Genomic DNA, 24,479 nt, shown 5'->3' with positions numbered 1-24,479 from the left:
CCCCATAAAGTACTGCCATTCTCCCCAAGACAAACCAGACGCTTGCTCCCTACTCTTGACCTTAAATCAAGCGTGATAAAGGAGAATGCTGTGTGCCCTGCCAAGGTATTTCGTCTGCTGCCCTGTATCGCGACACTACTATCGCTCCTTGGGAGCAGCCTCTCCCACGCTGGGGCAGATCAAGCCAGTGTGTTGATCCTGGATGCCTCCGGCTCCATGTGGGGACAGCTACAGGATGGACGGAGCAAAATTGAAGTGGCGCGAGAGGTGATGAGCGGTTACCTCCAATCCCGAGATGCCGACCAACCGCTTGGCATCATCGCCTACGGTCATAACCGCCGGGGTGACTGTCAGGATATCGAAGTCCTCAGCTCAGTCGGGCCACAACCTCCAGCGCCTCTGATTCAGCTTCTCCAACAAATCAATCCCAGAGGGAAAACTCCGCTGGGCCAATCCCTTAAACTCGCCAGCGCCCAGATTCCCACCACCGCAGAAGAAGCCGACATTATTCTCATCACCGATGGGCTAGAAACCTGTGATGTTGATCCTTGCACAGTCGCAGCGGAGCTGGCTGCCAGTGGTATTCGGATTCGCGCTCATGTAGTGGGTTTTGGCCTAAGTGAAAATGAAGCCCAAGGCCTGGCTTGTATTGCCGAACAAACTGGTGGTTTATTGCTACGCCCACAAACAGGTGCCGAGTTAGCCGATGCGCTGGCACGTACAAGCACCCCCGTACCGACCAACCTGCAGGGGGTTCGACTGATTTTTTCTTACCCTGGTAGCATGCCAGACAGCTATGAATGGCGGGTGGTACGACAGGGTTCAGGGGAAGAAATACTGCGCCAACGCCTCACTAATGAAGCCCGCTATCAGCCCTTTCCCCTGGAGTTAACCGCTGGCGACTATACCGCTTATCTGCAAGCGCAAGCTGGCAAAGGACAACAACACTTTAGCCTGCAAGCCAAGGCACAGGATGTAGTCGTCACCTTGGTTCCCGACTTACCCGTGGCCAAGTTGAGCAACCAGGGTCCCTATGCCGCCCACGATGAAACCCTGGCCATTCCATTGAATGTGTTGGCTGAAGGGCAAGAGACCCACGCCTCTGCCTTGAGTTTGCTGCTCTTCCCAGCCGACGGCGGCGAACAAATTACCTATTTCACTGTAGAGGGTAAAAAAGGCCAAGTAATGGAAAGCATTAACCTACCCGGTCCCGGACGCTACCTATTACGCTTGGCCAGTGCTAACGGCGATGTACTGGATGAAATGTTGTTGGATGCGCAGCTCAACCCTGCCGTCAGCCTGCAAGCTCCTGCCCTCGTCGCACCAGGACAGGCCATCCCTGTCAGTAGCCGCGGCAGTCAACTGTGGTACGACCAGATAGGCGTGTGGCAGGGTGAACAGGAAATCCAATCATCCATCTATTTGGGTGAAATCAGTGCTGCTAACCCCCTCCTCGCTCCTAGCCAACCTGGTCAATATGAGCTGGTCTATCGCGGCTATAACGCCAACGGGGAAATCGTGGAGAAAGCCCGATTGCCGATTCAGGTCGGCGCTAGCGATGATGAGACTAAAGGCAATAGACCAACTCAATCAGGCTTGGCGCCCCAGACCCAGACCCAGACCCAGACCCAGACCCAGACCCAGACCCAGACCCAGACCCAGACCCAGACCCAGACCCAGACCCAGACCCAGACCAGCATTCAAACAGAGTCGCCCCTCAAGCCAACTTGGCCTACAGATGCGGCTTACCAATGTGAAGGACCCGCTCCCTGTCTCATCAACGATCCTACCACCGGCCTCGCCTTTGCTTTGCCGGTTGGCTGGTGGGCGGAGCAACCCACCATGACTCCTTACACCAGTGGGGCCCAAGCCGCCGGGCAAAGCCTACCGCCCCATCTCAATATCTATCACGCCAGCCAACCTGATTACCTTATCGCCCTAGGGCCTCATCAATGGTTAGAGAGCGATGGTCCCTGTCGAGAGGCGGGCAGTTTAGGGCAAATTTGCATGCGCCATAGCAACGAGTTGGAAGCCCTGGCAGCCTATGAAATGGTACGTACCACCCTTAAATGGCGCCGCCAAATCCATACATCTGCTAATGGCCCCGACATCGTCAATCAGGTACGCCGTAACATCAGCGACCAACCGGCCGAAGTACAAAACGCGATCAATGCTTTACTTGGCGCTGCGCAAAACAATCTGCACAACCCACAGGCACTAGCCGATACTTTAATGAGTATGGCCAATGGCAAAAGTCCGCTCGCGGGGGAAGATCCAGGTCAAGAGTCCAGCCAGCTAACACCTGCGGGGCCTTTGCAAGCCAACTGGCGCATTGCCCTCCATAATGTGGACAACACTCCTGTACTCAAAGTGGCACTGCTACAGGATCAACAAGCCAGCGAAGCGCACGGCGACTACACCCTCTTTAGCGGTTTTGATCAGCTGCTTAACTCACTCAACAACCTGCACGCTACCGAAAATCCTAATTTCTGGCATGGCCAAAGTGGCACAGACATTCGTGCCAACCTAACACCGCGGGGGCCAGTATTTCACTTTAACCCCACGGAGGATGCACAACAGCGTTTTAGCATCCACAGCCTGCAAGCACTGGGGCAGGACAGCTACCTCGGCGTACTCAGCAGTGCGGATAACACAATCAAGGCAGAGGTCGTTATCCAGCGCCAGCCAGATCAATAACTTTTGGCACCTACGCAATCACACGTCATAAACCAGAGGAGTACAGTATGTTCAGGCCCTCGCTTTTTACATTGCGGCTACCGGTCAAGATCTCCTTTCTGACCACTGCACTGCTGCTCAGTCTCAGCAGTTATGGGCAAGACGAAGTCCTTAATAGTCTGGAGGCCGCTAAAAGTGCTTATCAGGCAGGCAATATTCAGGAAGCCAAAGAGGCCCTGGAATATGGTTTGGCCCTGCTCTCCCAGCAGAGGGGCAATGCCTTGGCCACCGCCTTACCGGAAGCCCTGCCAGACTGGAGTCGCTCACTGGAAAGCAGTGATAGCAGCGCCATGCTCAGCATGATGGGAGGCGGTCTGCAAACCGAAGCGTATTATCAGCATCAAAATGGCCAGAGTGTCATTGTTCGCATCATTGCCGACTCCGTCATGAACACCTCCCTTGCCATGGCATTTAACAATCCCGGCATGCTTGCCAGCATGGGCAAGCTCAGCCGCATCGAAGGGCACAAAGTGATCATGGATGAAGAAGGCAGTCTGCAAACCCTGATAGCAAACCGCTTTTTGATACAGATTGAAGGGGATGCGAGTGCGGAAGAAAAAAGTGCTTATTTCCGCCAACTCGACTTTGCTGCATTGCAGGCCTTCTAATGACAGCCACCCAGATAAGCAGACTCTTGCTGCTCTTAAGCCTGTCCTCACAGGTTTATGGCTGGTCTCAGCTGCAATGGAGTTCCGCACTCACACTCAACGAACAACGCCTCTCTCACTGCCTGCAATTGACACCGCTGCAACGAAGTCAGCTATCGCTACAGGAGCTGCAACGTTTACACCAACCCCATGAGCAATTACTCAGCCAATACCTCGGTAAAATGTCAGCGCATTTACAGTCGCTGAACTTCCCGAGCCCTGCCCTAAAGCCACGCCAACAGTTCCGCTACTACTGTGACGCTAAGGCGTTAACACTGCATACAGGCTCAGCCACTGCAGCAGCAGCCTACCTACCCGGCGAACAACAAATGGTCTTCGGCTTGCAACAGATTGCGGCGCCCAGTCTAGAAAGCACGACCAATATACTGGGACAAAGTAGCGATGATCTCGCTATCGCTCTGACCTATATCGGTCACGAGCTGTTCCACAGTGTGCAACAGGCCGCGTATTCTACGGCTAATACTGAGGTGTTACGCCAGCCCAACTACATGTGGATCAGTGAATCCACTGCCACCCTGGCTGGTATCACCCTCGCTGAATACTTACTAGGAACAAACCAAGCCCGGGCACTCGCCCTGCTGGAGAACTGGTTACCACTCTATGACCAGCCCCTGCATCTTCCCCGTGCGGCTAAACTGCACATTAGCGATGATGTGCGACTCACCCACCCTGAGCTAGACCCACAGAGCAATCAGGTACCGATAGCGGAGCAAATAGACCAGTTCTACGCACGTCAGCGTGATCACACCCGTGCCTCTTACCAACGAGCCCATTGGTTTTATCACCTTGATCGCTATTTGAGTCCAGGCCGTAGTCTGGCCTGGCTCGCCCAACATAACACCATCGGACGTTACCAGGACGGGGCCAATGGATTGGACTGGCTAGACAGCATCCTGCGCGAACAAAAGCAACAAAGTTTAGGGGAGTACTACCCACAATTCGTGGCCAAGCAACTGCAATCATTGCAGTGGTTTTCCACTGAGGCACAACAACGAGGCAAACAAGAACATAGCCTTGCCGATAACCAGGGACAGGTATTTATAACTCAGCATCAAGTTGCCCCTGTTGCCACCAATCCACACTTACAACGCTTCAACCTCTCCGCCTCTGTGCCTCCACAAAACACCTCCTCACTCTGGTTACTGACTCAACAATTAACAGGCCCAGTCAGCCCAGACTTGCGCCTGGTGGTAGCTCAACAGGTTCTACCACCAGATAGTCCGTACTTTGCTTGGTTACCCCCCGCCCCTTCCAGTATTGAGCTGTTTAGTCGGGTCACTAACGTCAATCAACAACGGGCAGCCAACAGCCGTGAACAAGCCTATCAACTCCGTACGGAGATCCAGCCTGTCAGTGCCTTGCTACCCAGCTGCATTCAAGTTAATCAACCCTTTCAGCTTGAACTCCTAGCGGACGGCCATCCCCTCCCCGAACAACCTCGCCAGCAACTACGCCTGCTACCCAAACCTGGCCGTCAATTGGATAACGGTGAGCTAATTGCCACCCGCACCGGGAAAGTGTCGGTCTATCTACGCTGGCAGAGCCAGGGACGCAACTACGAAAAGAAGGTTTTTGAACTCAACGTCCAATCTCAAGCCTGTGGCATCCGCATGACCACCGAAGATGGCAGTCAAATGATTTATGACCAGCAGCGTAAGCTCACGGAATTTGTCAGTGGCCAAGACATCATGCTGTTACAAGAGCCGTACATCTATGTCAAAGACCCTCAGGAAGGTTGGATTCGTCTTGACTTAACCAGTTTTTCTAGGCTCTGGGGCGCCCAAAAGAAGAAAAATAAATCTTTCCCTCCCACCCTTTTTAAAGGCTTCGAGATCGCTTCCCCGGCAGCACCAACGGAAACAGAAACAGGCTTTAACCCTTTTCAAACGCCGCTGGCTTTTACCGAAAAATTTAGCTGGCAACGCTTAACTCAATTGCAGCGGGCCCTGAATAGCTCAGGAGCAGCATCACAAAAGTTGAAGAAAGAAGGAGTCAAGCTAGAACACCAACGCTGCCCTGAACCTGGCTGTGCCAGCTTAAAGGTTTCCCAACAACAGGACAGTATGGTGTTGGTCTATGACCAACAACGCCGTCTAATTCGAGTAGAGACGTTTGAAAGAGGAAAAGCAGCGGGGACGTTACGTTTTGAGTACGGCAATTACAGTAGTCGTCACCCACTGCCGCAGCACTTTTCCAGTCTGGGGTTTTAATCCATTTTGCTTTAAAAAACCGAAATCCCGGTCAGAGTGGTGAAACACTCCAGGGCCTCCACCCCCGCCAGGGAGTTGCCTTTGGCATCCAGCGCCGGGCTCCAGACCGCAATGCTCATCAGATTCGGGATGATCGCCAGGATGCCGCCCCCTACACCACTTTTGCCGGGCAAGCCCACGCGAAAGGCAAAATCACCGGCGGCGTCATAGGTGCCGCAGGTCAGCATCAAGGCATTCACTTCCTTGGCCTGACTACGCGTCAGCACCCGCTCACCACTAATCGGTGACAGGCCATGGTTAGCCAGCAACAAGCCAGCTCGCGCCAACTCACGACAGCTCATTCGCAGAGAACAGTGAGCAAAGTAAGCCCGCAATACCGAGTCCACTGGCGCCTGCAGGTTACCGCAGCTTTTCATAAAGTGAGCCAGCGCCGCATTACGGTGGCGATGCTGCCATTCTGACTCCGCCACCTCGGTGTCGATACTCACCGCCGCACTGCCACTTTCCCGTTGTAACCACTCCAGCAGTGCCTGGGCAGGGTCCCCCATGCACCCCAGTAGCCAGTCGGTTACCACCAAGGCACCGGCATTGATAAAGGGGTTGCGTGGAATTCCCTGCTCATACTCCAACTGCACCAGGGAATTGAATGGGTTACCGGAGGGCTCACGACCAACCCGCTGCCAGATTTGCCCCCCCAGCTCATGGAGGGCCAGCACCAGACTAAAAACCTTGGAGATACTTTGGATCGAGAAGGCGGTATCCACTGCCCCTACGCCATATTCACGGCCATCCAGGGTGCGGATACAAAAAGCAAACTGATTGGGATCGACTTGGGCTAACGCCGGGATGTAATCCGCTACCTTACCTTTACCGATATGGGGCTGCACCGCGAGCAGGATCTCTTCCAGCAGCTCCTGATAATCAGTCACCATCCGCATCACTCCACCTGGCCAAAAAAGGGCGCCTATTGTGGCCGATCCTGAACGGTATGCCTATTGCCCTCAACCCAGCTCGCACCGGATTGAGGGCCGATAGCGGTTAGATTTTGAAGTGTTTCATCAGGCTTTCCTGCTTTTTCACCTCAGCCAGCATTTGCTGGCAGTAGCCAACCTGTTGATGTGCACCCTGCCCCACTTCCTGACCGATATCGCGAATATTGGTGGTATTACGATTGATCTCTTCGGTGGTGGCACTTTGTTGCTCAGCAGCCGTGGCTATTTGCAGGTTCATATCATTGATACGGGCAATCGCTTCACTGATCCGTTGCAGTACCTCATTGGCTTTGCCGGCATCCATCGCTGTTTGCTCGGCCACTTCACGGCTTTGCTTCATCTTCGACTCGGCCTGAACCACTCCCCCTTGCAGCTGGTCGATCATTTCGCGGATCTCTCGGGTGGATTGCTGGGTACGGGAGGCAAGAGAGCGCACTTCATCGGCAACCACCGCAAAGCCTCGTCCTGATTCACCCGCCCGGGCAGCCTCAATCGCTGCGTTCAGGGCTAGCAGGTTGGTTTGCTCAGCGATACCCGTGATCACCGACAGAATGGACTCAATGTTTTGGCTGAACTTGGCCAGTTCGGTGATGGTATTAGCACTGGAGTCCATATCCGCCGCCAGGCGCTTGATTGCCTCGGTTGAGCGCGACACAACCCGTACACCCGTCTCGGTTTCATTACTGGCCGCATGGGCTGCCTGGGCAGCACCCTGCGCATTTTGCGCGACATCTCCCGCCGTAGCAGACATTTGGTGCATTGCTGAGGCCAGTTGGTCCAGCTCAGCCAGCTGTTGACGAATGCGGGACTCCGCCTGCTGAGCCGCTTTAGCCGTTAAGTTGGTGCTTTGATTAACGCTCTGGGAGGTATGGATCACATCGCCAATCATCTTCTGCAGGTAACTGAAGAAGCTGTTGAACTCCTTCGCCACCGCACCAAACTCATCATTACTGCTTACCGGCAGACGTTTGGTCAGATCCCCTTCACCCTTATTCACTTCGACCAAGGAGGTGTACAGTCCCTGCAGCGGCGCCAAAATACGCTTCATCACCACCCCTAGCACCAGCACGCTGATCAAGGCCCCCACAATGGCCCCTACCAGTGAGCGCCAAGCCATGGCATTGGCACTGGCCATAATTTTGGCCTCATCCACCACCACACCGATGTACCAGTCCATGCCTTTGAGCCCTTCGAGCTTGGCAAAGGACACTAAGGAATCGACTCCCTGGGCTTTCAGTTGCTGGATACTGTTGCTAAAACGAGGGGCACCACCATCAAATATTTCCGCAACGGATTTGCCGTTCAGCTCGGCATTAGGGTGGGAGATGATGTTGCCATTAGCGGCTACCAGGAAGGCATAACCACTGTTATTGAAGTTCAGAGCATTGACCGCATCGGACACCGTTTGCAGGCTTAAGTCACCCCCAAAAGCACCTTTGAATACCCCTTTGTCGGTAAAGTTAGCCACGGCTGAGATCAGGATTTCACCGGTACCGGCATCGGCATAGGGTTCGGTCAGCACTGCGCGCTTTGCACTGCGCGCTACGTCATACCAAGGGCGCTTACGTGCATCCCAGTTAGTGGGATTCCAACTGGGATCATTGGTAATCCGTTGCCCATCGGTATCTAAACCACCAAAAATCAGAATGAACTCATCTTTCAACAACGGGCGATCAAACACCTCTTGGATACGCTCATTACTAAAGCTGCTATCTATCGTCTGGGCCATCATATCGATCAGCTGCAGTTTGGCGTTCAGCCAGTTCTCGATCTGCAACGCCAATACCTGGCTCGACTCCAGGATGCTGCTCTGTGCCCGTTCACGCATCGCATCACGCGCTTGGCTCACCTGTAACCAGGCAAGCACGGCGATCGTCAGTAACAGCACGAGAGCTGAGGCTCCCCCTACCTTGTGAGCTACTTTCATAACATCAATCTCTTGTTTTAAAACGAAGGCAAATTCCACTGCATGCCAAGCTTGTGCGGCTCAGGATCAGCAAGCACAAGGGCGCAAACTCCGCATAGAGAGGATTGCAACGCTAATTGTGATACAGGATGCGCCATCCAGGCTGACGAAATTCTGCTAAATTTTCACGCATAGGCGCCGACTTACCTTTTTTTACAACTTAGTAAGCATTGATTGAGTAAAGTGCCGAGGGATAACCTTTTGTCCCCCCTCTTCCCTAGATGTAGGAAAGCCCCATGTCCAGGCTGCCAGCGCGGGTAGTAATTCTTGAAGACAGTAAAGGTAAGGTGCTGGTGTTACTGCCAGAGCATCAACTTTTACACTTGGTATTGTTGAACCGCTTTAGCGAACGCCCCCTGCGTGCCCTGGCTTTTGAGCAATGCCGTCGTGTATTTGTCCCGGCATTACTGCAACAGCCAAGCATGCTGCAAAAACTGTTCAAGCTACCGGTGATACTCGATCACAGCCTCAGCAAGGCGGACTCCTTGGATGTTTTTGAGCCCATCAGTGGCCAGCGTTTTCTGCTTGATGCCAGCCTATATAGCGACCATGCCCAGGTATTCCGCTTTGCCATCGACCCCAGTCAGTTGAAAGCACGCCTGCCCGAGGGCAATGATGAGCAAGTCATAGTACAGGCGGTGGACAAATTCACTAGCCTGCGGATGCAGGAGCGCCTGCAGGACACCCTGGAAATTCCGCCACTGCCAGGCACCGCCAAGCAAATTATTAACCTCTGCTCAGACCCGGAAGCAGGGATTAATGCCCTGGTGCCTGTCGTGGAGGCTGACCCCAGTCTGGCGGCTCAAGTCATCAGCTGGGCTGCTTCTCCTTACTATGCTGCCCCTGGCAAGATTCAATCTGTCAAAGATGCCATTGTTCGGGTGCTCGGTTATGACCTGGTGATGAACTTGGCACTGGGCCTCGCCTTGAGCCGCACCCTGCAAGTGCCGGAAGAAGCACCCCGTGGTTTCTCCCCCTATTGGAAACAAGCCGTCTGTGCCGCGACCGCCATTGAAGCGCTGGTAAAATTGATGCCACCGGCACTGCGTCCCTCAGCCGGCTTAAGCTACCTATCAGGCCTGCTGCATAATTTTGGCTATCTGGTGATGGCACACGTTTTCCCCCCTCACTTTGGTTTGCTGTGCCGCAGCCTGGAGTGCAACCCCAATATCACCCCTCCCCTGGTGGAGCAGCAATTATTGGGAATCAGTCGGGAGCAAATTGGTGCCTGGTTGCTACAAGCCTGGCAGCTGCCGGATGAAGTCTGTGTGGCCATGCGCCACCAGCATGACGGGGAATACCAAGGCCCGCACTCGGTGTATGCCAACCTGCTGCACCTCACCCTGGGCTTACTGCGGGAACAGGGGATTGGCCACGCGCCAGGTGCCCGTCTGGCCCCCTCAGCCTTTGATCGTTTGGGCCTGCATCCAGAGGACTGTCGGGCCGCCATTAGTGCCCTGCTAGAGGCACAGGAAAGCCTGGAAGCGATGGCGGAAAAACTCGCCACCCCGGTGGAGATACCCAACCGCCCAAAGCCGCAGACAAGGCCACAGCCCTTTAACAAAAGGGCTTCCTGAGCCCTTGCCTACTGACCCGGCTTGATCCGGGTCAGTCAGCCCTTGAGGTCAGCGCTGATTGGATTATAGTTAGCGCCTTATTTCGCCTGCCGGATCTGCTGCGTGACTTCAGAACTGCCCCGCTACACCTTACCCACTGGACCCTGGCATCACCCTGCCCGCCTGACCCGTCAACTTGCCGGACGGCAGGTGAAACATTGGTTATTGGATGACGGCTCCCTCACCCGTCGACTGCTTGCCCATGCCAAAGGTGATTTCCAGGTGCGGGTACTCTATCAGGGCTGGCAACTGCCGCGCTGGGATGAAGCCAAGGTATTAGGCTTATCGCCACGCCAACGGGTGTGGGTACGTGAAGTGCAGCTATTGCTGTGGGGCACTCCCTGGGTACAGGCCCGCTCGTTGGTACCGGCTAAAACTCTGCATGGCCCGGGCCGCAGTCTGCGCTTACTGGGTCACCGCCCGCTGGGTGCCTGGTTATTTCGTCGCCGTGACCTGCAACGTGGTCCCTTCCAGCTCTGTCTGCAAACCGGTGAGGAAGGTCTCTGGGGACGACGTTCGGTGTTCTATGTTGCTCATCAGCCGCTGATGGTCAGCGAGTTCTTTTTGCCCCCCATGTTGAGCGCCCTACAATAGGGGCTGATCCGTGAGAGTCTGACTATGTTGGCACCCCTTTCCACTGCTCGTCTTAACGCCTATTGGCAATTAATGCGCGCCGATAAGCCCATCGGCACCTATCTGTTACTCTGGCCCACCCTCTGGGCGCTCTGGCTGGCGGCTGAAGGCCTACCGCAGCGTCACCTGTTGTTAATCTTCTGTGCCGGGGTGTTTCTGATGCGCTCCGCCGGTTGTGTCATTAATGACTTTGCCGACCGGCACTTCGATGGCCATGTCAAACGCACCGCGAATCGCCCTTTGCCCAGCGGCAAAGTTAAAAGCGGCGAAGCCCTCAGCCTGTTCTTGCTCCTCTCCCTGACTGCCTTTGTGTTAGTGCTCTTTACCAATCCGCTGACCATCGGCCTGTCGTTTATTGCTGTGGTGCTGGCAGCCAGCTACCCCTTTATGAAACGTTTCCACCATCTGCCTCAGGTGGTGCTCGGTGCCGCCTTTGCCTGGGGCATTCCGATGGCATTTGCTGCTGAGCAAAACCAGGTGCCCCTGCTGGCCTGGGTGATTTTTGCCGCCAACCTGTGCTGGACCGTGGCCTATGACACCCTCTATGCCATGGTTGACCGGGATGACGATCTCAACATCGGGATTAAATCCAGTGCGATTCTGTTTGGTCGCCACGATCTGCTCATTGTTGGCTTGTTACAGCTGGCCACCCTGGGCCTGCTGGCCTGGGCTGGGGAGTTAGCCGGTTTAGGTGGCTGGTATGCCGCTGCCCTGCTGGGGGTCGCTGCTCTCTTTCTGCAGCAACAGTGGCAAGTACGCCTACGTCAACGCGAGCAGTGCTTCCAGGCCTTTTTAGCCAACCATTGGGTAGGGATGCTGGTGTTTGCCGGCATTGTGCTGGATCGCTGGCCAGCCTACTAAAACCTCACCCGCTGTGAGTGTGTTGCCCAGCACTTTTGCCAGCTTTGTCGCCGCCTGTCATATTTGTGTAACACGTTGCCGCTGTAATACGGCAGTCACGTTAAAGCAACAAATGGCAGGATGACCCATGACAGACAAGAAAGTGCTGATTGTGGATGACGAAGCGCCGATCCGGGAGATGATCGCTGTGGCTTTGGAGATGGCGGGATATCAGTGCATGGAAGCGGAAAACACCTCCAAGGCGCATGCTCTGATTGTCGATGAAAAACCGGACTTGATGCTACTCGACTGGATGCTACCCGGCACCAGCGGCATCGAATTCTGCCGTCGCTTGAAGCGCGATCAGTTTACCGCTGAGATCCCCATTATCATGCTCACCGCCAAGGGTGATGAGGATAATAAGATCCAGGGGCTGGAAGCCGGGGCCGATGACTACATCACCAAACCCTTTTCCCCTCGGGAACTGGTGGCCCGTTTAAAAGCGGTACTGCGCCGTGCCACCCCGCAGGGCATGGAAGAGCCGGTCGAGGTGGATGGTCTACTGCTCGACCCGGTCTCCCACCGGGTGACCTCCCATGGCAAACAGCTGGAAATGGGCCCCACCGAATACCGCCTGCTGCATTTTTTTATGACGCATCCGGAGCGCGCCTACTCCCGTGGCCAATTGCTCGACCAGGTATGGGGAGGCAATGTTTACGTGGAAGAACGTACCGTTGATGTGCATATCCGCCGCCTGCGCAAAGCACTGGGTGAAGCCCATGAGCACCTGATCCAAACGGTGCGGGGCACGGGTTATCGTTTCTCTAACAAAGTAGCCTGATTATGCGCACACACTTAAATCGCCTCCTGCTCCTGCTCGTGGGCGGTTTGTTACTGGGTGGCTTGAGCGGCTCAGCACTGATTGGCATGGTCAGTGCGCTGTTGTTGGCCCTGGGCTGGCACCTGTGGCAGCTGCGTAAGCTGGTGGCCTGGCTGGCCTCCAACACCCGTGGTGATATGCCTGAGGGCGAAGGGCTATGGGGGGAAATCTTTGATGACCTCTATCGCCTGCAGAAACAGCAAGCCGATGAGCGCCAACGCCTGCAAGTCATTATTAGCCGTATCCAGGAATCCACCAGTGCCCTACGTGATGGCGTGGTGTTGCTGGATGCCCAGGGTAATCTGGAATGGTGGAACCCCGCCTGCGCCAACCTGCTTGGGCTGAAATATCCACAGGATCGTGGCCATCCACTCACCAACCTGGTGCGCCAGCCGGAGTTTGTCCGCTACTTTAATGCCCGTCAGTATCACGAGCCGCTGGATATCCCCTCTCCCCTTGGCCGCGGTCGCTATCTGCAATTCAACATCACCCTGTTTGGCAAGGGTGACCGCTTGCTGCTCGTACACGATGTCACCCGCCTGCAGCACCTGGAACGGATGCGGCAGGATTTTGTTGCCAATGCCTCCCATGAACTGCGCACGCCGTTGACGGTGATTAGCGGATATTTAGAAACCCTAAGCGATCATCTGGATCAACTGCCCCGCCCCTGGGTGCGCCCGCTACAACAGATGACGGTGCAGGCCAAGCGCATGCAAACCCTGATTACTGACCTGTTAACCCTGTCCCGCCTGGAAACCACCCAGGTGGACGCCCCCAGTGAAGCCATTAACCTGGAGAAGATGCTCCAGGCGATTCGCCAAGACGCTCTGGCCCTGGGGGCCGATAAGCAACAGCGGATTGAACTGGAGGTAGAGCCAGGATTGCAGCTGTTAGGGCGCGAGCCTGAATTACACAGCGCCTTTTCCAACCTGGCCTTCAATGCAGTGAAGTACACCCCTGCTGGCGGTCACATTCGCCTGCGTTGGTATCGTCTAGGGGAGCAAGGGGTGCTGGAGGTGCAGGATAATGGCCCCGGCATCGAGGCTGAGCATCTACCTCGTCTCACCGAACGCTTCTATCGGGTCGACTCCAGCCGATCCGCCGAGAGTGGCGGCACCGGGCTGGGGCTGGCCATCGTCAAACATGTACTGCTACGTCATCAAGCGGAGTTAAGCATTGATTCGGTGCCAGGCCAGGGCAGCATCTTCCGCTGTAAATTTCCCCCTGGCCTGCTGCAGCAAAATCCTGGGGCGGCGCTCTAACGAATCCGGGTAACGTAGTGGGTCAAGGCCTCAAACTTTTCCGGGTCATTATCAACAAACTGCACCCGCAGGCTGATGAAGGGGCTATCCACCCGCCGCTCATTGGCCTGCACACTAAAAACAAAGGCGTTGACTCGCGCCACCTGCTGACCACCTTCTTCCGCCTCAATATCTACCACTGCCTGCTCCAGCACCTGCGGAATACGGCCATCATTCTTAATCACCAACAGGGCTTCCTGCAGGTTTAAGTCTTTGATGATGCAACGCACCGTGGCATCGCTAAGACGCAGTTGCGCCACCCCTTTGGTGGCGGAGGCAGAAGCAGAGGCCGACTTGTTAGCGGCGGCCTTCACCCCTTTAGCATTATTGGCCGCACCCGTCAGGATCGACGCAGACTCTGCCGCCGGTGCTGCGGCCCGGGCAGGTTTAGCGCCCCCACCGGTTAACAAGGATACGGACTCCGCCGCCGGCCCCGCCGGCCCAGAGCCAGTACGACTGGCCCCAGCTAATAAAGGATTGACCGAAGAGGCAGCGGCTTCAGCAACGGGGTTACTGGTATCCCGTGCCGCCAGCGCACGCAAATCATGGGTTTTGGCCAATTGCTTGCCAGCTTTTTGCAATAGCTGCTCATTGCTAAAGGGCTTACCGATATAGTCACTGGCCCCGGCCTGCACCGCTTGCACCACGTACTCTTTATCGGTACGGCTGGTGATCATAATGAAGGGGGTCTTTTGGTAGGCATCCTGAGCGCGCATCCACTGCAGCACTTCCAGGCCACTCATTTCCGGCATTTCCCAATCACAAAGCACCAGATCGATCTGCTGTTTATGCAGAATCTGAATCGCGCGCTTGCCATTGATTGCCTCTTCTACCTGTACATTGGGCATCCGTGTCCGTAATACCCGCTTGACCAGATCGCGAATGAAGGTGGCATCATCCACCACCAGCAATTTAGCAGTAGTACGGCTACTCATGCTGGCTCCTTAAATAAACAGGTGGTTGATAAAACGCACCACCACGCCCAGCGCCATCAGGGTCAAACCCACTCGATTAATAAAAAATTCCCGTGCCGAAAAGGCAATGGTAGGGCGCCAGAACACCAGGATCGAGCGCCAGTCACCGCTACGACGACCATACATAATCAACGAGCCCAGCAGCACCGCCAGACCAACTAACAACAGCACAGGTTCAACAATTTTTAGCATCGGCATTATCACTTTTTATTCTGTTATGACGTCTACTGCCCCCTGGTGCTCAATGCCCCAGGTGCTCCTCTCCCACTTGGTTGATGCAGAGCTCACCGCGTTCCAGTTCGCTCAGATTAGCCAGGGTAGTGGTGGCAATGGCTGCCAGGGCTTCCTCAGTAAAAAAGCCCTGATGACCGGTAATCAATACATTGGGGAAGGTTAGCAAGCGCTCAAATACATCGTCCTGAATCACCTGTTCTGACAGGTCTTCAAAGAACAGATCGCCTTCCTGCTCATACACATCCAACCCTAAGGAGCCCAGCTTACCGCTCTTCAACGCATTAATCACGGCTTGTGAATCCACTAAGCCGCCACGGCTAGTGTTGATCAGCATCACCCCATCTTTCATACAGGTCAGGGAGTCCGCATTGATCAGATGCTTGGTGTGCGCATTAAGCGGGCAATGCAGGCTGATGATGTCTGATTCCAGATAGAGCTGCTCCAGCTCCACCGCTTTAATCCCGGCCGGTAGTTGCTTTAGACCCGGATCATAAGCCAATACCTGCATACCAAACCCTTGCAGGATACGTGCAGTGGACAAACCAATCCGCCCCAGGCCGATCAAGCCCACCGTCTTACCATGCAGGTTAAAGCCTAGCAGTCCCTGCAGGGAAAAATTGCCTTCTCGCACCCGCTGCCAAGCACGATGATATTTACGATTAAGCGTTAGCATCAGGCCAACGCAATGTTCCGCCACCGACTCCGGCGAATAGGCCGGCACCCGCACCACCTGCATCCCCAAGCGTCTGGCAGCATGCAAATCGACATTATTAAAACCCGCACAGCGTAAGGCGACAAAGCTCACGCCCAATCCAGCCAACTGCTCCAATACCGGCTCGCTAAGCTGATCATTGACGAATACGCATACCGCCTCAAAACCCTCTGCCAGCTGTACTGTTTCGGCACTGAGACGCACTTTAAAAAACTGTAACTCATGGCCATAGTCAGCATTCACACGCTGAAAAAACGCCTGGTCATAAGCCTTACTGCCGAAAATTGCTACCTTCATCGTGCATCCTCGCTGACCTGGAAAAGAAAGATTGAAGCGGAACCTGCCTAGTACTCAGGCTATACCTGAGGCAGTAAGTAGGTTTTTCCGAGTGCCCTGCTATTATGGCCTCATATACAACAAATAAGGTGCTGACCTGTGTCAGCCAATGGTCTTGGCAAAAAGATGCCCAGCCCGCTCACCCAGAACTGGCACCATGACAAACAGGGAGACAAGTATGCGAGCTATCCAAATTCATAGCTTTGGCGGCCCGGAAGTGCTGCAACTGGATGAAGTAACCCCTCCTTTGCTGGAGGTCGGCCATGTGATCGTGCATACCCGTGCCGCCGGGGTAAACCCGATAGACTGGAAAACCCGCGAAGGCGGTGGTGCCGCCAGTTTCAGTGGCGGCGTACCACTGATTCTGGGCTGGGAAATGTCCGGTGAAATTGAATCCGTAGGCACTGGTATCAGCATCTTCAATCCCGGTGATGCAGTGATGGGGCTGCTTAACTTCCCCCAACCGGGGCGCTGCTATGCCGAACAGGTCAACGCCAATGCTGCCCACTTGGTTCTGAAACCGAAAAACCTCAGTTTTGCCGAAGCCGCCGCTCTGCCCCTGGCTGGCCTGACGGCCTGGCAGGCACTCTATGACCATGCCCACCTGCAAGCGGGCCAACGGGTAGTGATCAGTGCCGCCGCCGGAGGCGTAGGCCACCTGGCAGTACAGATTGCCAAAGCCGCTGGAGCTGAAGTGATTGCGGTGGCCTCCCAGGCCAACCATGACTATCTGCGTCAACTGGGTGCCGATGCGGTGATTGATTACCACAGCACCGAACTCAGCGATGCCGTCCAGGATGTGGATATTATTCTTGATGGTGTCGGTGGCTTAAGCGCCGTTCAGGCCTGCCGCTGCCTCAATCACAACGGCATTATGGTGACGCTTCCCTCCGCTACCGCCCAACAGGTGATTGATGCCGCCAGCCAGACTGGCCATCGGGTTACCGGCATGCGGGTGGTACCCAATGCCGACCAGTTGCAGGAACTGGCCGACTTGGCGGAACAGGGCAAACTACGGGTTGAGGTAGCGGCCCGCTTCCCCTTCACCGAGGTTGCCGCCGCCCACCAGGCCAGCCAGAGCGGCAAAACCCGTGGCAAGATCGTGCTGGAGTTTTAACTGTAATAGATCAACTGATCCTGTATTTTGCATGGATCAGTTGATCCCTTAACTATTAAAATATAAATTATCTTCCAACGTAAAATATTAAATATAGAATCCAGGATAATATGAAATGGATTTCACACTAGAGTATGTCGTATCAATCATAATCATCTCATCGTTTATTGCCATTATCCCTGCAAAAATAGCATCATCAAAGGGATATAGTTTTGCAAATTGGTATTGGTATGGATTCTTTACATGGGCAATCGCCTTAATACATTCAATTACATTAACGCCAAGTCAAGAAAAGCTTGACAAGCTAGCAATTCTCAATGGCTCCGTACAATGTGCAGAGTGTGCAGAATTCATTAGAGCAGAAGCAAAAAAATGCAGATATTGCGGAGCTCGCAAAGAACCTACTCTCCATTCGCCAAATGCAGACACAGATACAAGCACCCCTACCTCGGAAACATCCAAAAAAATAGGTACATACTTAGCTTGGGGCATGATATTAGTCATCATACTTATATTTTTTAATATATCCATGAAAGACTCCACCACACTAAAACAACATCCTCTAACAACAAATAAACAAAGCGGAGCCATAAAAGAACTAGCAGTAAAATCGAACAGCGATTGCGCCAATAGGCTATTCGATGAAGTAGGGGAGACTCAAATAGAATTCAACACCCATAGCACCGAATCATCAACCATATTAGTTATCTATGAAGGCATACAGTCGAGTACAGGATCTTACTTTTCCTACACTTGTACATATGATCAATATGGAAGTTTTATGAAAAGAGAAAAAATAGGATTCGTAAAATAAGCCCCTTATAAAAATGAGTTTCTTTTTTGCCCACTCTCACGAGTGGGCTTGAATATCACTCCAACACCCTCAGCATGTCGTAGCAGGCCCCCATAGTGTGGTAATCCACCTTACCTGCCGGGCTTTTTTGCTTGGAATAGGGCTGATTATCCGGCGTCAAAATGCGGTACCAGGCGCCATAGCGATGATCAATAAAGTGCTGCCAGCAGTAATCCCAAATCCGCTCATACCAACGCCAGTAGCGTAAGTCGCCGGTACGGCTACCCAGCAAAGCTGCCGCCGCCAGGGTTTCCGCCTGGACCCAGTGATATTTATCACCATCGCAAATCTGTAACTGGCGATCCAGGCCATAGGCCAAACCACCATTCACCTTATCCCAGGCCGGCTCCACCGCCCGCAGGAACAGATGCTCAGCGGTGGGCAACAACCAATCCGCCTCAACGTGGGGCTCCAATAACAGAAGCAGCTTGGCCCATTCGGTTTGGTGCCCTGGCTGATAGCCCCAGGGACGGAAAAGGTGCTTGGGATCATCCAGATTGTATTGCCAGTCCGGCTGCCAGTTCAGATCGTAGTGCTCCCAAATCAGGCCATGATCACAGCGCCCGGCCTGACGGCGACAGATATTGTCCGCCACCTGCAAGGCACGCTCGATAAACTGACGATCTCCCGTGGCTTCATAGGCGGCAATCAGGGCTTCGCAACTGTGCATATTGGCATTCTGGCCACGGTACTGCCCCAGCTGCCAATGACGATCAGCCTCATCGGCATAAAGCCCATGCTGCGCCTGCCAGAAACGCCGGCTTTGTAGTTCATGCACCCGATATAACCCTTCCCGCGCCCGCTCAATGCCAGCCTTCAAGGCCGTGGCATAGGCCAGCATGACAAAAGCCAGGCCATAGCAGTGGTTGGTGTCGTCTTCTACCGCATTGCCCTGTAAAGTCCAGGCATAGCCCTGGTACTGGGTTTGGAAGTGACGTTGTTCGATAAAGTCCAAACCATGCTCCGCCCAGCGCAAATATTCCGGCTCATTAAAATGGCGGGCAAAGTTGGCGTAGGTGAAGACATAACGGGTACTGGAGACCAGATGGCGGTGCTCACTGTCATAGACCTGACCGTCATCGAGGAAGTAGTGGTAAAAACCGCCTCGGCTATCAATCGCCCGGGGATGATAAAACGCCATAATAGCGCGCACATGTTCACGCAGACGTTGGGGGTTGTGAAAGTCCATCGTCGATCCTCTCTTGACTAGGTGGGGCGAGACTTAAGCAAACGCAAATAAACTTACGCAAGCTGCCAGGCATGGCTGACATCGGCAAAGCAAGGTAATGCGGGAATCGCCCCAGGACGGGTCACCGTATGCGCCCCACAGGCCAAGGCAAAGGCCAATAAAGCTTCCAACTCCACTTGCTGTTGCCACAGGGCCGGATTCGTCGGCAAACAGCGGGACAGGCCATAGAGCACAGCGCCACTGAAACTGTCCCCCGCCGCCGTGGTATCCACCGCCTTCACCGCCGGTGCTGCCAGCACTCCCTGTGCCTCCTGGCTGTAGTAGTGTAGCGGCTGGCCACCATCCGTCACCAGGATCAGCCGCGCCCCCGCCTGCCGCCAGGTGGCAATCAGTGCCTCACCGCCAAGAGCATCAAGCTCATCACGGGAGACCTTAAGCACATCGGCCTGCGCACAGAGCGCCAGAATCGCCGGGATATCCAGCTGATGCTGCGGCCACAGATTCGCCCGCAGATTGACATCGACACTCACCAGCCAGCCCGCCTGTTTGGCCAACTGCACGCCATGCATGCTGACCGCTCGGATCCCGGCTTCAGTCAGGGTATTGGAGCACAGGTGGAGCATCCCTGGCTGGGCAAACCACTCCGCCTGCCAATCCTGCTGCGCAAATAGCAAGTCCGCACTGTCACGCCGATAGAACTCAAAACTGCGCTCACCGCTCGCATCCAGCAACACAAAAGCCAGGGGCGTCAGCGCCTGGGGATGCTCCAGCAGCCGGCTGGTGTCTACCCCGTTAGCCGCAAGGCTGGCACGTAAAAACTGGCCAAACTGATCCGCCCCGACTTGGCCGATCATCCCCGCCTGCCCCCCCAGTTTGGCGACCGCCACCGCCGCATTGGCGGGAGCGCCCCCCGGATACTGACGATACTCAGGCAAGCGCAAGGACGCCTCCTGCTGCTGGCCAATGGTGAGAAAATCGATCAGCACTTCTCCAAAACACCAAACGGGTAACATAGCGGTAAGCTTTCCTATCAAAACAAAGGGATGAGTCGACGTTGGTCAGGCGGCGGGCTACGACAAGCAGGGTTCATTGATAACAGAAAAAGGCAGGGGCTCAAGTACTCCCCTGCCGAAAACTGATACTTTTCCGCCCGCCAACCTAAGCCAATGCCTGGGGAGGTGGACAAAAGGCACCGGCGGGATGCTGCTCAGGCTCCAGCGCACCGGTCATAATCGCCACCGCCTCCGCCATGCTATGGGTACTGGGACGGATCACCGCCACCCGTTTACCCAGGCGATGGATATGAATGCGGTCAGCCACTTCAAACACGTGGGGCATATTGTGGCTGATCAGCACGATCGGCAGCCCCCGGGCTTTGACATCCTGGATCAGGTTTAACACCCGCCGCGACTCCTTCACCCCCAGGGCTGCCGTGGGCTCGTCCATAATCACCACCTTGCTGCCAAAGGCAGCCGCACGGGCCACCGCCACCCCCTGACGCTGACCACCGGACAGGGTCTCCACCGCCTGATTAATATTCTGAATGGTCAGCAGCCCCAACTCCGACAACTTATCCCTGGCCTGCTCACGCATGGCTTTTTTATCCAGCATGCGCAGCAGACTGCCGAGCAAGCCGGGTTTGCGGATCTCACGGCCCAAAAACAGGTTATCGGCGATATCCAGCGAGGGGGATACCGCCAGGTTTTGGTACACCGTCTCGATCCCGGCCTGGCGGGCCTCCATCGGCGAGCGAAACTGCACTGGCTCACCATACAGACGGATCTCCCCCTCATCCGGCAACAGCGCACCGGACAGGGCCTTAATCAACGAAGACTTGCCCGCGCCGTTATCGCCAATTACCGCCAGCACCTCACCGGGGTAGAGATCAAAGTCAGCCTGATCAATGGCAGTGACCCGGCCATACCGCTTTACCAGCCCCTTGGCGCTGAGTACAGGTTGCAAACTCATGCCGATACCCTCCGAATCCACTGATCCGTTGCCACTGCCAGAATAATCAGCAGCCCCACGGTAAATTCCTGCCAGAGTACATCCACCCCGGCGATGGCCAGGCCATTGCGAAACACCCCTACTACCAGCGCCCCAATCAGGGTGCCGTAGATCGAGCCCCGCCCGCCAAAGAGGCTGGTACCGCCAATCACCACAGCGGTGATGGAGTCGAGGTTAGCGGTCATCCCGGCCTGGGGACTGACCGAGCCAATGCGACCGATCAGAGTCCAGGCCGCCACCGCACAGAGCAGACCCGCCACCACATACACCGACAGCAGTACCCGATCGGTGCGGATACCCGCCAGCTTGGCCGCCTCCGGATCATCGCCGGTGGCATACACATGACGGCCCCAGGCGGTCCAATTCAGGGCATACCAGACCAGCACGCAGAGCCCTATCATCAGCAGCGAGCCGTAGGTCAAGCGGGCGCCAAAAAAGGCGATCGACTCGCCGGTCCATTGCAGCAAGGGCGCCAGATTAGCCAAATCCTGGGAGCGAATGGTCTCACTCTGGGAATACCAGAGATTCAGGGCAAAGAAGATATTCCAGCTGCCCAGGGTGACAATAAAGGGGGGCAATTTGACCCGCGTCACCAGCCAACCGTTAATCAGACCGCAGAGCATGCCGGCGCACAGCCCCAGTAAAAACGCCAACTCCGCCGGCAGTCCCTGGTTTACCGCCAGGCGGCCCATCACCACCGAGCACAACACCATTACCGCCCCCACCGAGAGATCGATCCCGGCGGTCAGAATAATCAGGGTCTGGGCGATCCCCAGCACGCCGATAATGGTGACCTGCTGCAAAATCAGCGACAGGTTAAAGGGATGTAAAAAGCGCTCACCATTAATCAGGCTGAACGCCACTATCGCCGCCACCAGCACCAATGCCGGTGCGGCAATCGGCTGGCTATGCAGCCAACGCTGTAACCGCTGCAACGGACTCAGGCGGGGCGGGGCAAAATCCGCTACCGGGCCAGCGGCGCGCTCCGCCACCTGTTCAAAGTCAGCCGCGGCGCGGGGTGTGTCAGATTGAGAAGCCATCATCACTTACCTACATCAGGCGGAGGCCCCGGTGAACCGGGTGCCCCCGTAATCACTCAGATTAACCCCAGCACTGCTGCAGGCCTTCACTTGCTGTCTTGGAGGGCAGACCCTCAACGGCTTGATCGGTAATCAGCTCAACACCGGTATCGAAGAAATCCAATCCTGGGCTGGGCTCAGGCTTTTTGCCGGAGTTGGCATACTCGACGATGGCTTCCACCCCGAGGGAGGCCATCCGTAAGGGGAACTGCATCGAGGTTGCCCCTATGACCCCTTCGGCCACATTTTTCACTCCAGGGCAGCCGCCATCGACGGAGACAATCAGCACCTCTTTGTCTCTCCCAACCGCCTTCAGCGCCTCATAGGCACCGGCTGCCGCCGGCTCATTGATGGTGTATACCACATTCACCGCCGGGTCTTTTTGCAGCAGTTTTTCCATCGCGGTACGCCCGCCCTCTTCTGCCCCCTGGGTCACTTCATGGCCGACAATGCGCGGATCATTCTCATCGCCAATCAAACCGGGATTACCCAGGTCAATGCCAAAGCCTTCCAGGAAACCCTGATCGCGGGCCACATCCACCGTGACCTGGCTGGCATTTAGATCCAGCATGGCAATCTTGGCCTCAGCGGCCTTGTCACCCAGGCTGGCTTTCGCCCACTGTCCGATGTAATAACCGGCGGCAAAGTTATCGGTGGCAAAGGTGGCATCGGCGGCGCTAGCAGGACTCAGCGGCGTATCCAGCGCAATCACTAACACCCCGGCCTGGCGGGCTTTTTCCACCGCCGGCACAATGGCCTGAGTATCGCTGGGGGTTAACAGGATGCCCTTGGCACCCGCCGCCACCAGGTTTTCAATGGCCTGCACCTGGGACTCATTGTCACCATCGTAGCGACCGGCAAAGGAGCGCAGTTCAACCCCCATCTCCTTGGCTTTCTGTTCGGCACCTTCACGCATTTTGACGAAGAAGGGGTTGGTGTTGGTCTTGGTGATCAGACCAATCAGGGGGGTCTCCGCCAGGGCCAGGGGGCTGGCCAGACAGGCACTCAGGGTCAGGGCTAACAGGGTTTTGTTGTTATTCATCATGTTCTCCTCTTAGTGGGCGGATGCCAGACAGCGGCCGCTCAGAGGATCAAACTCCCTGCCGACTAACAGAAAATTTCAGCCCAACCCGCTGCTTGTAATTTTTGTAATATTGACCCATCCCCGTTATGCCATCATGGAACCTAAAAATAAGGAGTACCGGCATGCTGCTACGGCTTGTGCTTATGCTGCTCTGCCTGCCCCTGCCAAGCTGGGCCGCCCCCCTGAATGCAGTCGGCATTAGCGTGTCAGACATGGGCAATCCGTTTTTTGTGGAACTGGCGCGCCGGGCCGAACAACGGGCCAAGCAACTCGGCGGTCCCCAGGTGCGGGTCTATGTCAGCTCCAGCGCCTATGATCTGCAGCGTCAGCAGCAACAGTTACAGCAGTTTATTGCTGCCGGCGTAGAGCTGATTTTGGTCGCCGCCGCCGATGAAGAAGCGATCGAACCCAGTATCCGCGCCGCCCAACAAGCGGGGATTATCGTGATCGCAGTGGATGTCAAAGCCAAAGGCGCCGATGCCAGTGTCACCACCGACAACCTGCAGGCAGGGGAATTGGCCTGTCAGGCCCTGGCCGAACAGCTCGGTGGCCAGGGTAAGATCGCCATCATCAATGGCCCACCGGTGTCCTCGGTGCTGGAGCGAGTCCAGGGGTGTCAGCAAGTGCTAAGCCAATACCCCCAGCTTGAATTGCTTTCCAGTGACCTCAATGCCGGCGGCAACCAGGCGGGCGGGCTAGAGAAAATGACCGCCCTGCTGACCGCCTTCCCGCAGATTGACGGGGTCTTTACCACCAATGACCCCACCGCCCTGGGGGCAGAACAGGCGGCCCTGCAATCCGGTCGCACCTCCTTTGTCATCAGCAGTGTCGATGGCGCCCCCAGTGCCCTGGCACGGATGGCAGAAGGAGATTCGCTCTTAATCGGCAGTGCCGCCCAGTACCCAGGGCGTATTGCGGTGACTGCGGTGGAGGTGGGGCAGGCACTGCTGAACGGCGCCTTCCTGGCTGAGCCCAATATCCTCATTCCCGCCCAACTCATCACCCCCGTCAATGTCAGCCAGGCCCCTGGCTGGTTTGCCCAGGAGCCCTGA

21 protein-coding genes are annotated in these 24,479 nt (G+C 55.6%); 11 read left to right on the top strand and 10 right to left on the bottom strand.

Annotated features, from left to right (window positions below; all coding sequences use genetic code 11):
• Positions 1 to 90: 90 nt before the first annotated feature.
• The 3 genes from Q334_RS0102410 to Q334_RS0102400 are packed head-to-tail and all read left to right on the top strand — an operon-like array spanning position 91 to position 5,614.
• Positions 91 to 2,697 (top strand): vWA domain-containing protein, encoded by a 2,607-nt coding sequence (locus tag Q334_RS0102410; RefSeq protein ID WP_027311812.1) that lies wholly within the window; start codon positions 91 to 93, stop codon positions 2,695 to 2,697.
• 47 nt (positions 2,698 to 2,744) lie between these two features.
• Positions 2,745 to 3,344: a hypothetical protein gene (locus Q334_RS0102405; protein WP_027311811.1), complete on the top strand. Its 600-nt coding sequence runs from the start codon at positions 2,745 to 2,747 to the stop codon at positions 3,342 to 3,344.
• Positions 3,344 to 5,614, top strand: a complete 2,271-nt coding sequence (locus Q334_RS0102400) for a hypothetical protein (protein WP_027311810.1) — start codon at positions 3,344 to 3,346, stop codon at positions 5,612 to 5,614. Before Q334_RS0102405 ends, Q334_RS0102400 begins: the two co-directional genes overlap by 1 nt.
• An 11-nt stretch (positions 5,615 to 5,625) precedes the next feature.
• Here the strand turns inward: Q334_RS0102400 and Q334_RS0102395 are convergent, their stop codons facing one another.
• Together Q334_RS0102395 and Q334_RS0102390 are read right to left on the bottom strand one after the other, a co-directional pair.
• Positions 5,626 to 6,552 (bottom strand): glutaminase, encoded by a 927-nt coding sequence (locus Q334_RS0102395; protein WP_081414301.1) that lies wholly within the window; start codon positions 6,550 to 6,552, stop codon positions 5,626 to 5,628.
• Between the two features lie 100 nt (positions 6,553 to 6,652).
• On the bottom strand, positions 6,653 to 8,533 hold the full coding sequence (locus Q334_RS0102390) for a methyl-accepting chemotaxis protein (RefSeq protein WP_027311808.1): 1,881 nt from the start codon (positions 8,531 to 8,533) through the stop codon (positions 6,653 to 6,655).
• 275 nt (positions 8,534 to 8,808) lie between these two features.
• On the opposite strand from Q334_RS0102390, the gene Q334_RS17720 reads away from it, so the two are divergent.
• The 5 genes from Q334_RS17720 (at position 8,809) to phoR (ending at position 13,803) form a co-directional block, all read left to right on the top strand.
• Positions 8,809 to 10,149: an HDOD domain-containing protein gene (locus Q334_RS17720; protein WP_051527456.1), complete on the top strand. Its 1,341-nt coding sequence runs from the start codon at positions 8,809 to 8,811 to the stop codon at positions 10,147 to 10,149.
• Positions 10,150 to 10,251: 102 nt separating this feature from the next.
• Positions 10,252 to 10,782, top strand: a complete 531-nt coding sequence (locus Q334_RS17715) for a chorismate--pyruvate lyase family protein (RefSeq protein WP_051527455.1) — start codon at positions 10,252 to 10,254, stop codon at positions 10,780 to 10,782.
• 24 nt (positions 10,783 to 10,806) lie between these two features.
• Positions 10,807 to 11,682, top strand: coding sequence for a 4-hydroxybenzoate octaprenyltransferase (ubiA, locus tag Q334_RS0102375; protein WP_035460532.1), 876 nt, complete (start codon positions 10,807 to 10,809; stop codon positions 11,680 to 11,682).
• Between the two features lie 127 nt (positions 11,683 to 11,809).
• A complete protein-coding gene (gene phoB / locus Q334_RS0102370) occupies positions 11,810 to 12,502 on the top strand; it encodes a phosphate regulon transcriptional regulator PhoB (protein ID WP_027311806.1) in 693 nt (230 codons plus the stop codon).
• 2 nt (positions 12,503 to 12,504) lie between these two features.
• Positions 12,505 to 13,803 (top strand): phosphate regulon sensor histidine kinase PhoR, encoded by a 1,299-nt coding sequence (phoR, locus tag Q334_RS0102365; RefSeq protein ID WP_027311805.1) that lies wholly within the window; start codon positions 12,505 to 12,507, stop codon positions 13,801 to 13,803.
• On the opposite strand, the gene Q334_RS0102360 is transcribed toward phoR, so the two are convergent.
• The 3 genes from Q334_RS0102360 to Q334_RS0102350 are packed head-to-tail and all read right to left on the bottom strand — an operon-like array spanning position 13,800 to position 16,059.
• A complete protein-coding gene (locus Q334_RS0102360) occupies positions 13,800 to 14,777 on the bottom strand; it encodes a response regulator (RefSeq protein WP_027311804.1) in 978 nt (325 codons plus the stop codon). The genes phoR and Q334_RS0102360 overlap by 4 nt on opposite strands.
• 9 nt (positions 14,778 to 14,786) lie before the next feature.
• Positions 14,787 to 15,008 carry a hypothetical protein gene (locus Q334_RS0102355; RefSeq protein ID WP_051527454.1) on the bottom strand — a complete coding sequence of 74 codons (222 nt, stop codon included), beginning with the start codon at positions 15,006 to 15,008 and terminating at the stop codon, positions 14,787 to 14,789.
• Positions 15,009 to 15,057: 49 nt separating this feature from the next.
• The gene (locus Q334_RS0102350; RefSeq protein ID WP_027311802.1) at positions 15,058 to 16,059 is read right to left on the bottom strand and encodes a 2-hydroxyacid dehydrogenase; all 1,002 of its coding nucleotides are present in this window, start codon (positions 16,057 to 16,059) and stop codon (positions 15,058 to 15,060) included.
• Between the two features lie 217 nt (positions 16,060 to 16,276).
• On the opposite strand from Q334_RS0102350, the gene Q334_RS0102345 reads away from it, so the two are divergent.
• Both Q334_RS0102345 and Q334_RS19775 read left to right on the top strand, forming a co-directional pair.
• Entirely contained in the window at positions 16,277 to 17,215 is a 939-nt protein-coding gene (locus Q334_RS0102345) for an NADP-dependent oxidoreductase (protein WP_027311801.1), read from the top strand.
• Positions 17,216 to 17,330: 115 nt separating this feature from the next.
• Positions 17,331 to 18,029, top strand: a complete 699-nt coding sequence (locus Q334_RS19775) for a hypothetical protein (RefSeq protein ID WP_051527453.1) — start codon at positions 17,331 to 17,333, stop codon at positions 18,027 to 18,029.
• Positions 18,030 to 18,084: 55 nt separating this feature from the next.
• Here the strand turns inward: Q334_RS19775 and Q334_RS0102335 are convergent, their stop codons facing one another.
• The 5 genes from Q334_RS0102335 to Q334_RS0102315 form a co-directional block, all read right to left on the bottom strand.
• Positions 18,085 to 19,257, bottom strand: a complete 1,173-nt coding sequence (locus Q334_RS0102335) for an AGE family epimerase/isomerase (RefSeq protein ID WP_027311800.1) — start codon at positions 19,255 to 19,257, stop codon at positions 18,085 to 18,087.
• 53 nt (positions 19,258 to 19,310) lie between these two features.
• Entirely contained in the window at positions 19,311 to 20,270 is a 960-nt protein-coding gene (locus Q334_RS0102330; protein WP_027311799.1) for a carbohydrate kinase family protein, read from the bottom strand.
• A gap of 145 nt (positions 20,271 to 20,415) precedes the next feature.
• Positions 20,416 to 21,225, bottom strand: a complete 810-nt coding sequence (locus Q334_RS17705; protein ID WP_035460530.1) for an ATP-binding cassette domain-containing protein — start codon at positions 21,223 to 21,225, stop codon at positions 20,416 to 20,418.
• Positions 21,222 to 22,304: an ABC transporter permease gene (locus Q334_RS0102320; RefSeq protein WP_027311798.1), complete on the bottom strand. Its 1,083-nt coding sequence runs from the start codon at positions 22,302 to 22,304 to the stop codon at positions 21,222 to 21,224. Before Q334_RS0102320 ends, Q334_RS17705 begins: the two co-directional genes overlap by 4 nt.
• 61 nt (positions 22,305 to 22,365) lie before the next feature.
• Entirely contained in the window at positions 22,366 to 23,385 is a 1,020-nt protein-coding gene (locus Q334_RS0102315; RefSeq protein ID WP_211249473.1) for a sugar ABC transporter substrate-binding protein, read from the bottom strand.
• A 164-nt stretch (positions 23,386 to 23,549) separates the two neighbouring features.
• On the opposite strand from Q334_RS0102315, the gene Q334_RS17700 reads away from it, so the two are divergent.
• Positions 23,550 to 24,479, top strand: a complete 930-nt coding sequence (locus Q334_RS17700) for a substrate-binding domain-containing protein (RefSeq protein ID WP_035460528.1) — start codon at positions 23,550 to 23,552, stop codon at positions 24,477 to 24,479.

The sequence above is a fragment of the Balneatrix alpica DSM 16621 genome, from assembly GCF_000619885.1.
Taxonomy (GTDB): domain Bacteria; phylum Pseudomonadota; class Gammaproteobacteria; order Pseudomonadales; family Balneatricaceae; genus Balneatrix; species Balneatrix alpica.
The sequence above is the reverse complement of the archived record's forward strand: the minus strand, read 5'-3'. Positions and strand labels throughout refer to the sequence as shown.

Excerpts from the sequence above, each read along its gene's own strand:
- phoR (WP_027311805.1), top strand. The coding sequence starts at position 12,505 with ATGCGCACACACTTAAATCGCCTCCTGCTCCTGCTCGTGGGCGGTTTG.
- Q334_RS0102315 (WP_211249473.1), bottom strand. The coding sequence starts at position 23,385 with ATGAATAACAACAAAACCCTGTTAGCCCTGACCCTGAGTGCCTGTCTG.
- Q334_RS17700 (WP_035460528.1), top strand. The coding sequence starts at position 23,550 with ATGCTGCTACGGCTTGTGCTTATGCTGCTCTGCCTGCCCCTGCCAAGC.
- Q334_RS0102390 (WP_027311808.1), bottom strand. The coding sequence starts at position 8,533 with ATGAAAGTAGCTCACAAGGTAGGGGGAGCCTCAGCTCTCGTGCTGTTA.
- phoB (WP_027311806.1), top strand. The coding sequence starts at position 11,810 with ATGACAGACAAGAAAGTGCTGATTGTGGATGACGAAGCGCCGATCCGG.
- Q334_RS17720 (WP_051527456.1), top strand. The coding sequence starts at position 8,809 with ATGTCCAGGCTGCCAGCGCGGGTAGTAATTCTTGAAGACAGTAAAGGT.
- Q334_RS0102355 (WP_051527454.1), bottom strand. The coding sequence starts at position 15,008 with ATGCTAAAAATTGTTGAACCTGTGCTGTTGTTAGTTGGTCTGGCGGTG.
- Q334_RS0102405 (WP_027311811.1), top strand. The coding sequence starts at position 2,745 with ATGTTCAGGCCCTCGCTTTTTACATTGCGGCTACCGGTCAAGATCTCC.
- Q334_RS19775 (WP_051527453.1), top strand. The coding sequence starts at position 17,331 with ATGGATTTCACACTAGAGTATGTCGTATCAATCATAATCATCTCATCG.
- Q334_RS0102345 (WP_027311801.1), top strand. The coding sequence starts at position 16,277 with ATGCGAGCTATCCAAATTCATAGCTTTGGCGGCCCGGAAGTGCTGCAA.
- Q334_RS0102360 (WP_027311804.1), bottom strand. The coding sequence starts at position 14,777 with ATGAGTAGCCGTACTACTGCTAAATTGCTGGTGGTGGATGATGCCACC.
- Q334_RS0102395 (WP_081414301.1), bottom strand. The coding sequence starts at position 6,552 with ATGCGGATGGTGACTGATTATCAGGAGCTGCTGGAAGAGATCCTGCTC.
- Q334_RS0102400 (WP_027311810.1), top strand. The coding sequence starts at position 3,344 with ATGACAGCCACCCAGATAAGCAGACTCTTGCTGCTCTTAAGCCTGTCC.
- Q334_RS0102350 (WP_027311802.1), bottom strand. The coding sequence starts at position 16,059 with ATGAAGGTAGCAATTTTCGGCAGTAAGGCTTATGACCAGGCGTTTTTT.
- Q334_RS0102335 (WP_027311800.1), bottom strand. The coding sequence starts at position 19,257 with ATGGACTTTCACAACCCCCAACGTCTGCGTGAACATGTGCGCGCTATT.
- Q334_RS17705 (WP_035460530.1), bottom strand. The coding sequence starts at position 21,225 with ATGAGTTTGCAACCTGTACTCAGCGCCAAGGGGCTGGTAAAGCGGTAT.
- ubiA (WP_035460532.1), top strand. The coding sequence starts at position 10,807 with ATGTTGGCACCCCTTTCCACTGCTCGTCTTAACGCCTATTGGCAATTA.
- Q334_RS0102320 (WP_027311798.1), bottom strand. The coding sequence starts at position 22,304 with ATGGCTTCTCAATCTGACACACCCCGCGCCGCGGCTGACTTTGAACAG.
- Q334_RS0102330 (WP_027311799.1), bottom strand. The coding sequence starts at position 20,270 with ATGTTACCCGTTTGGTGTTTTGGAGAAGTGCTGATCGATTTTCTCACC.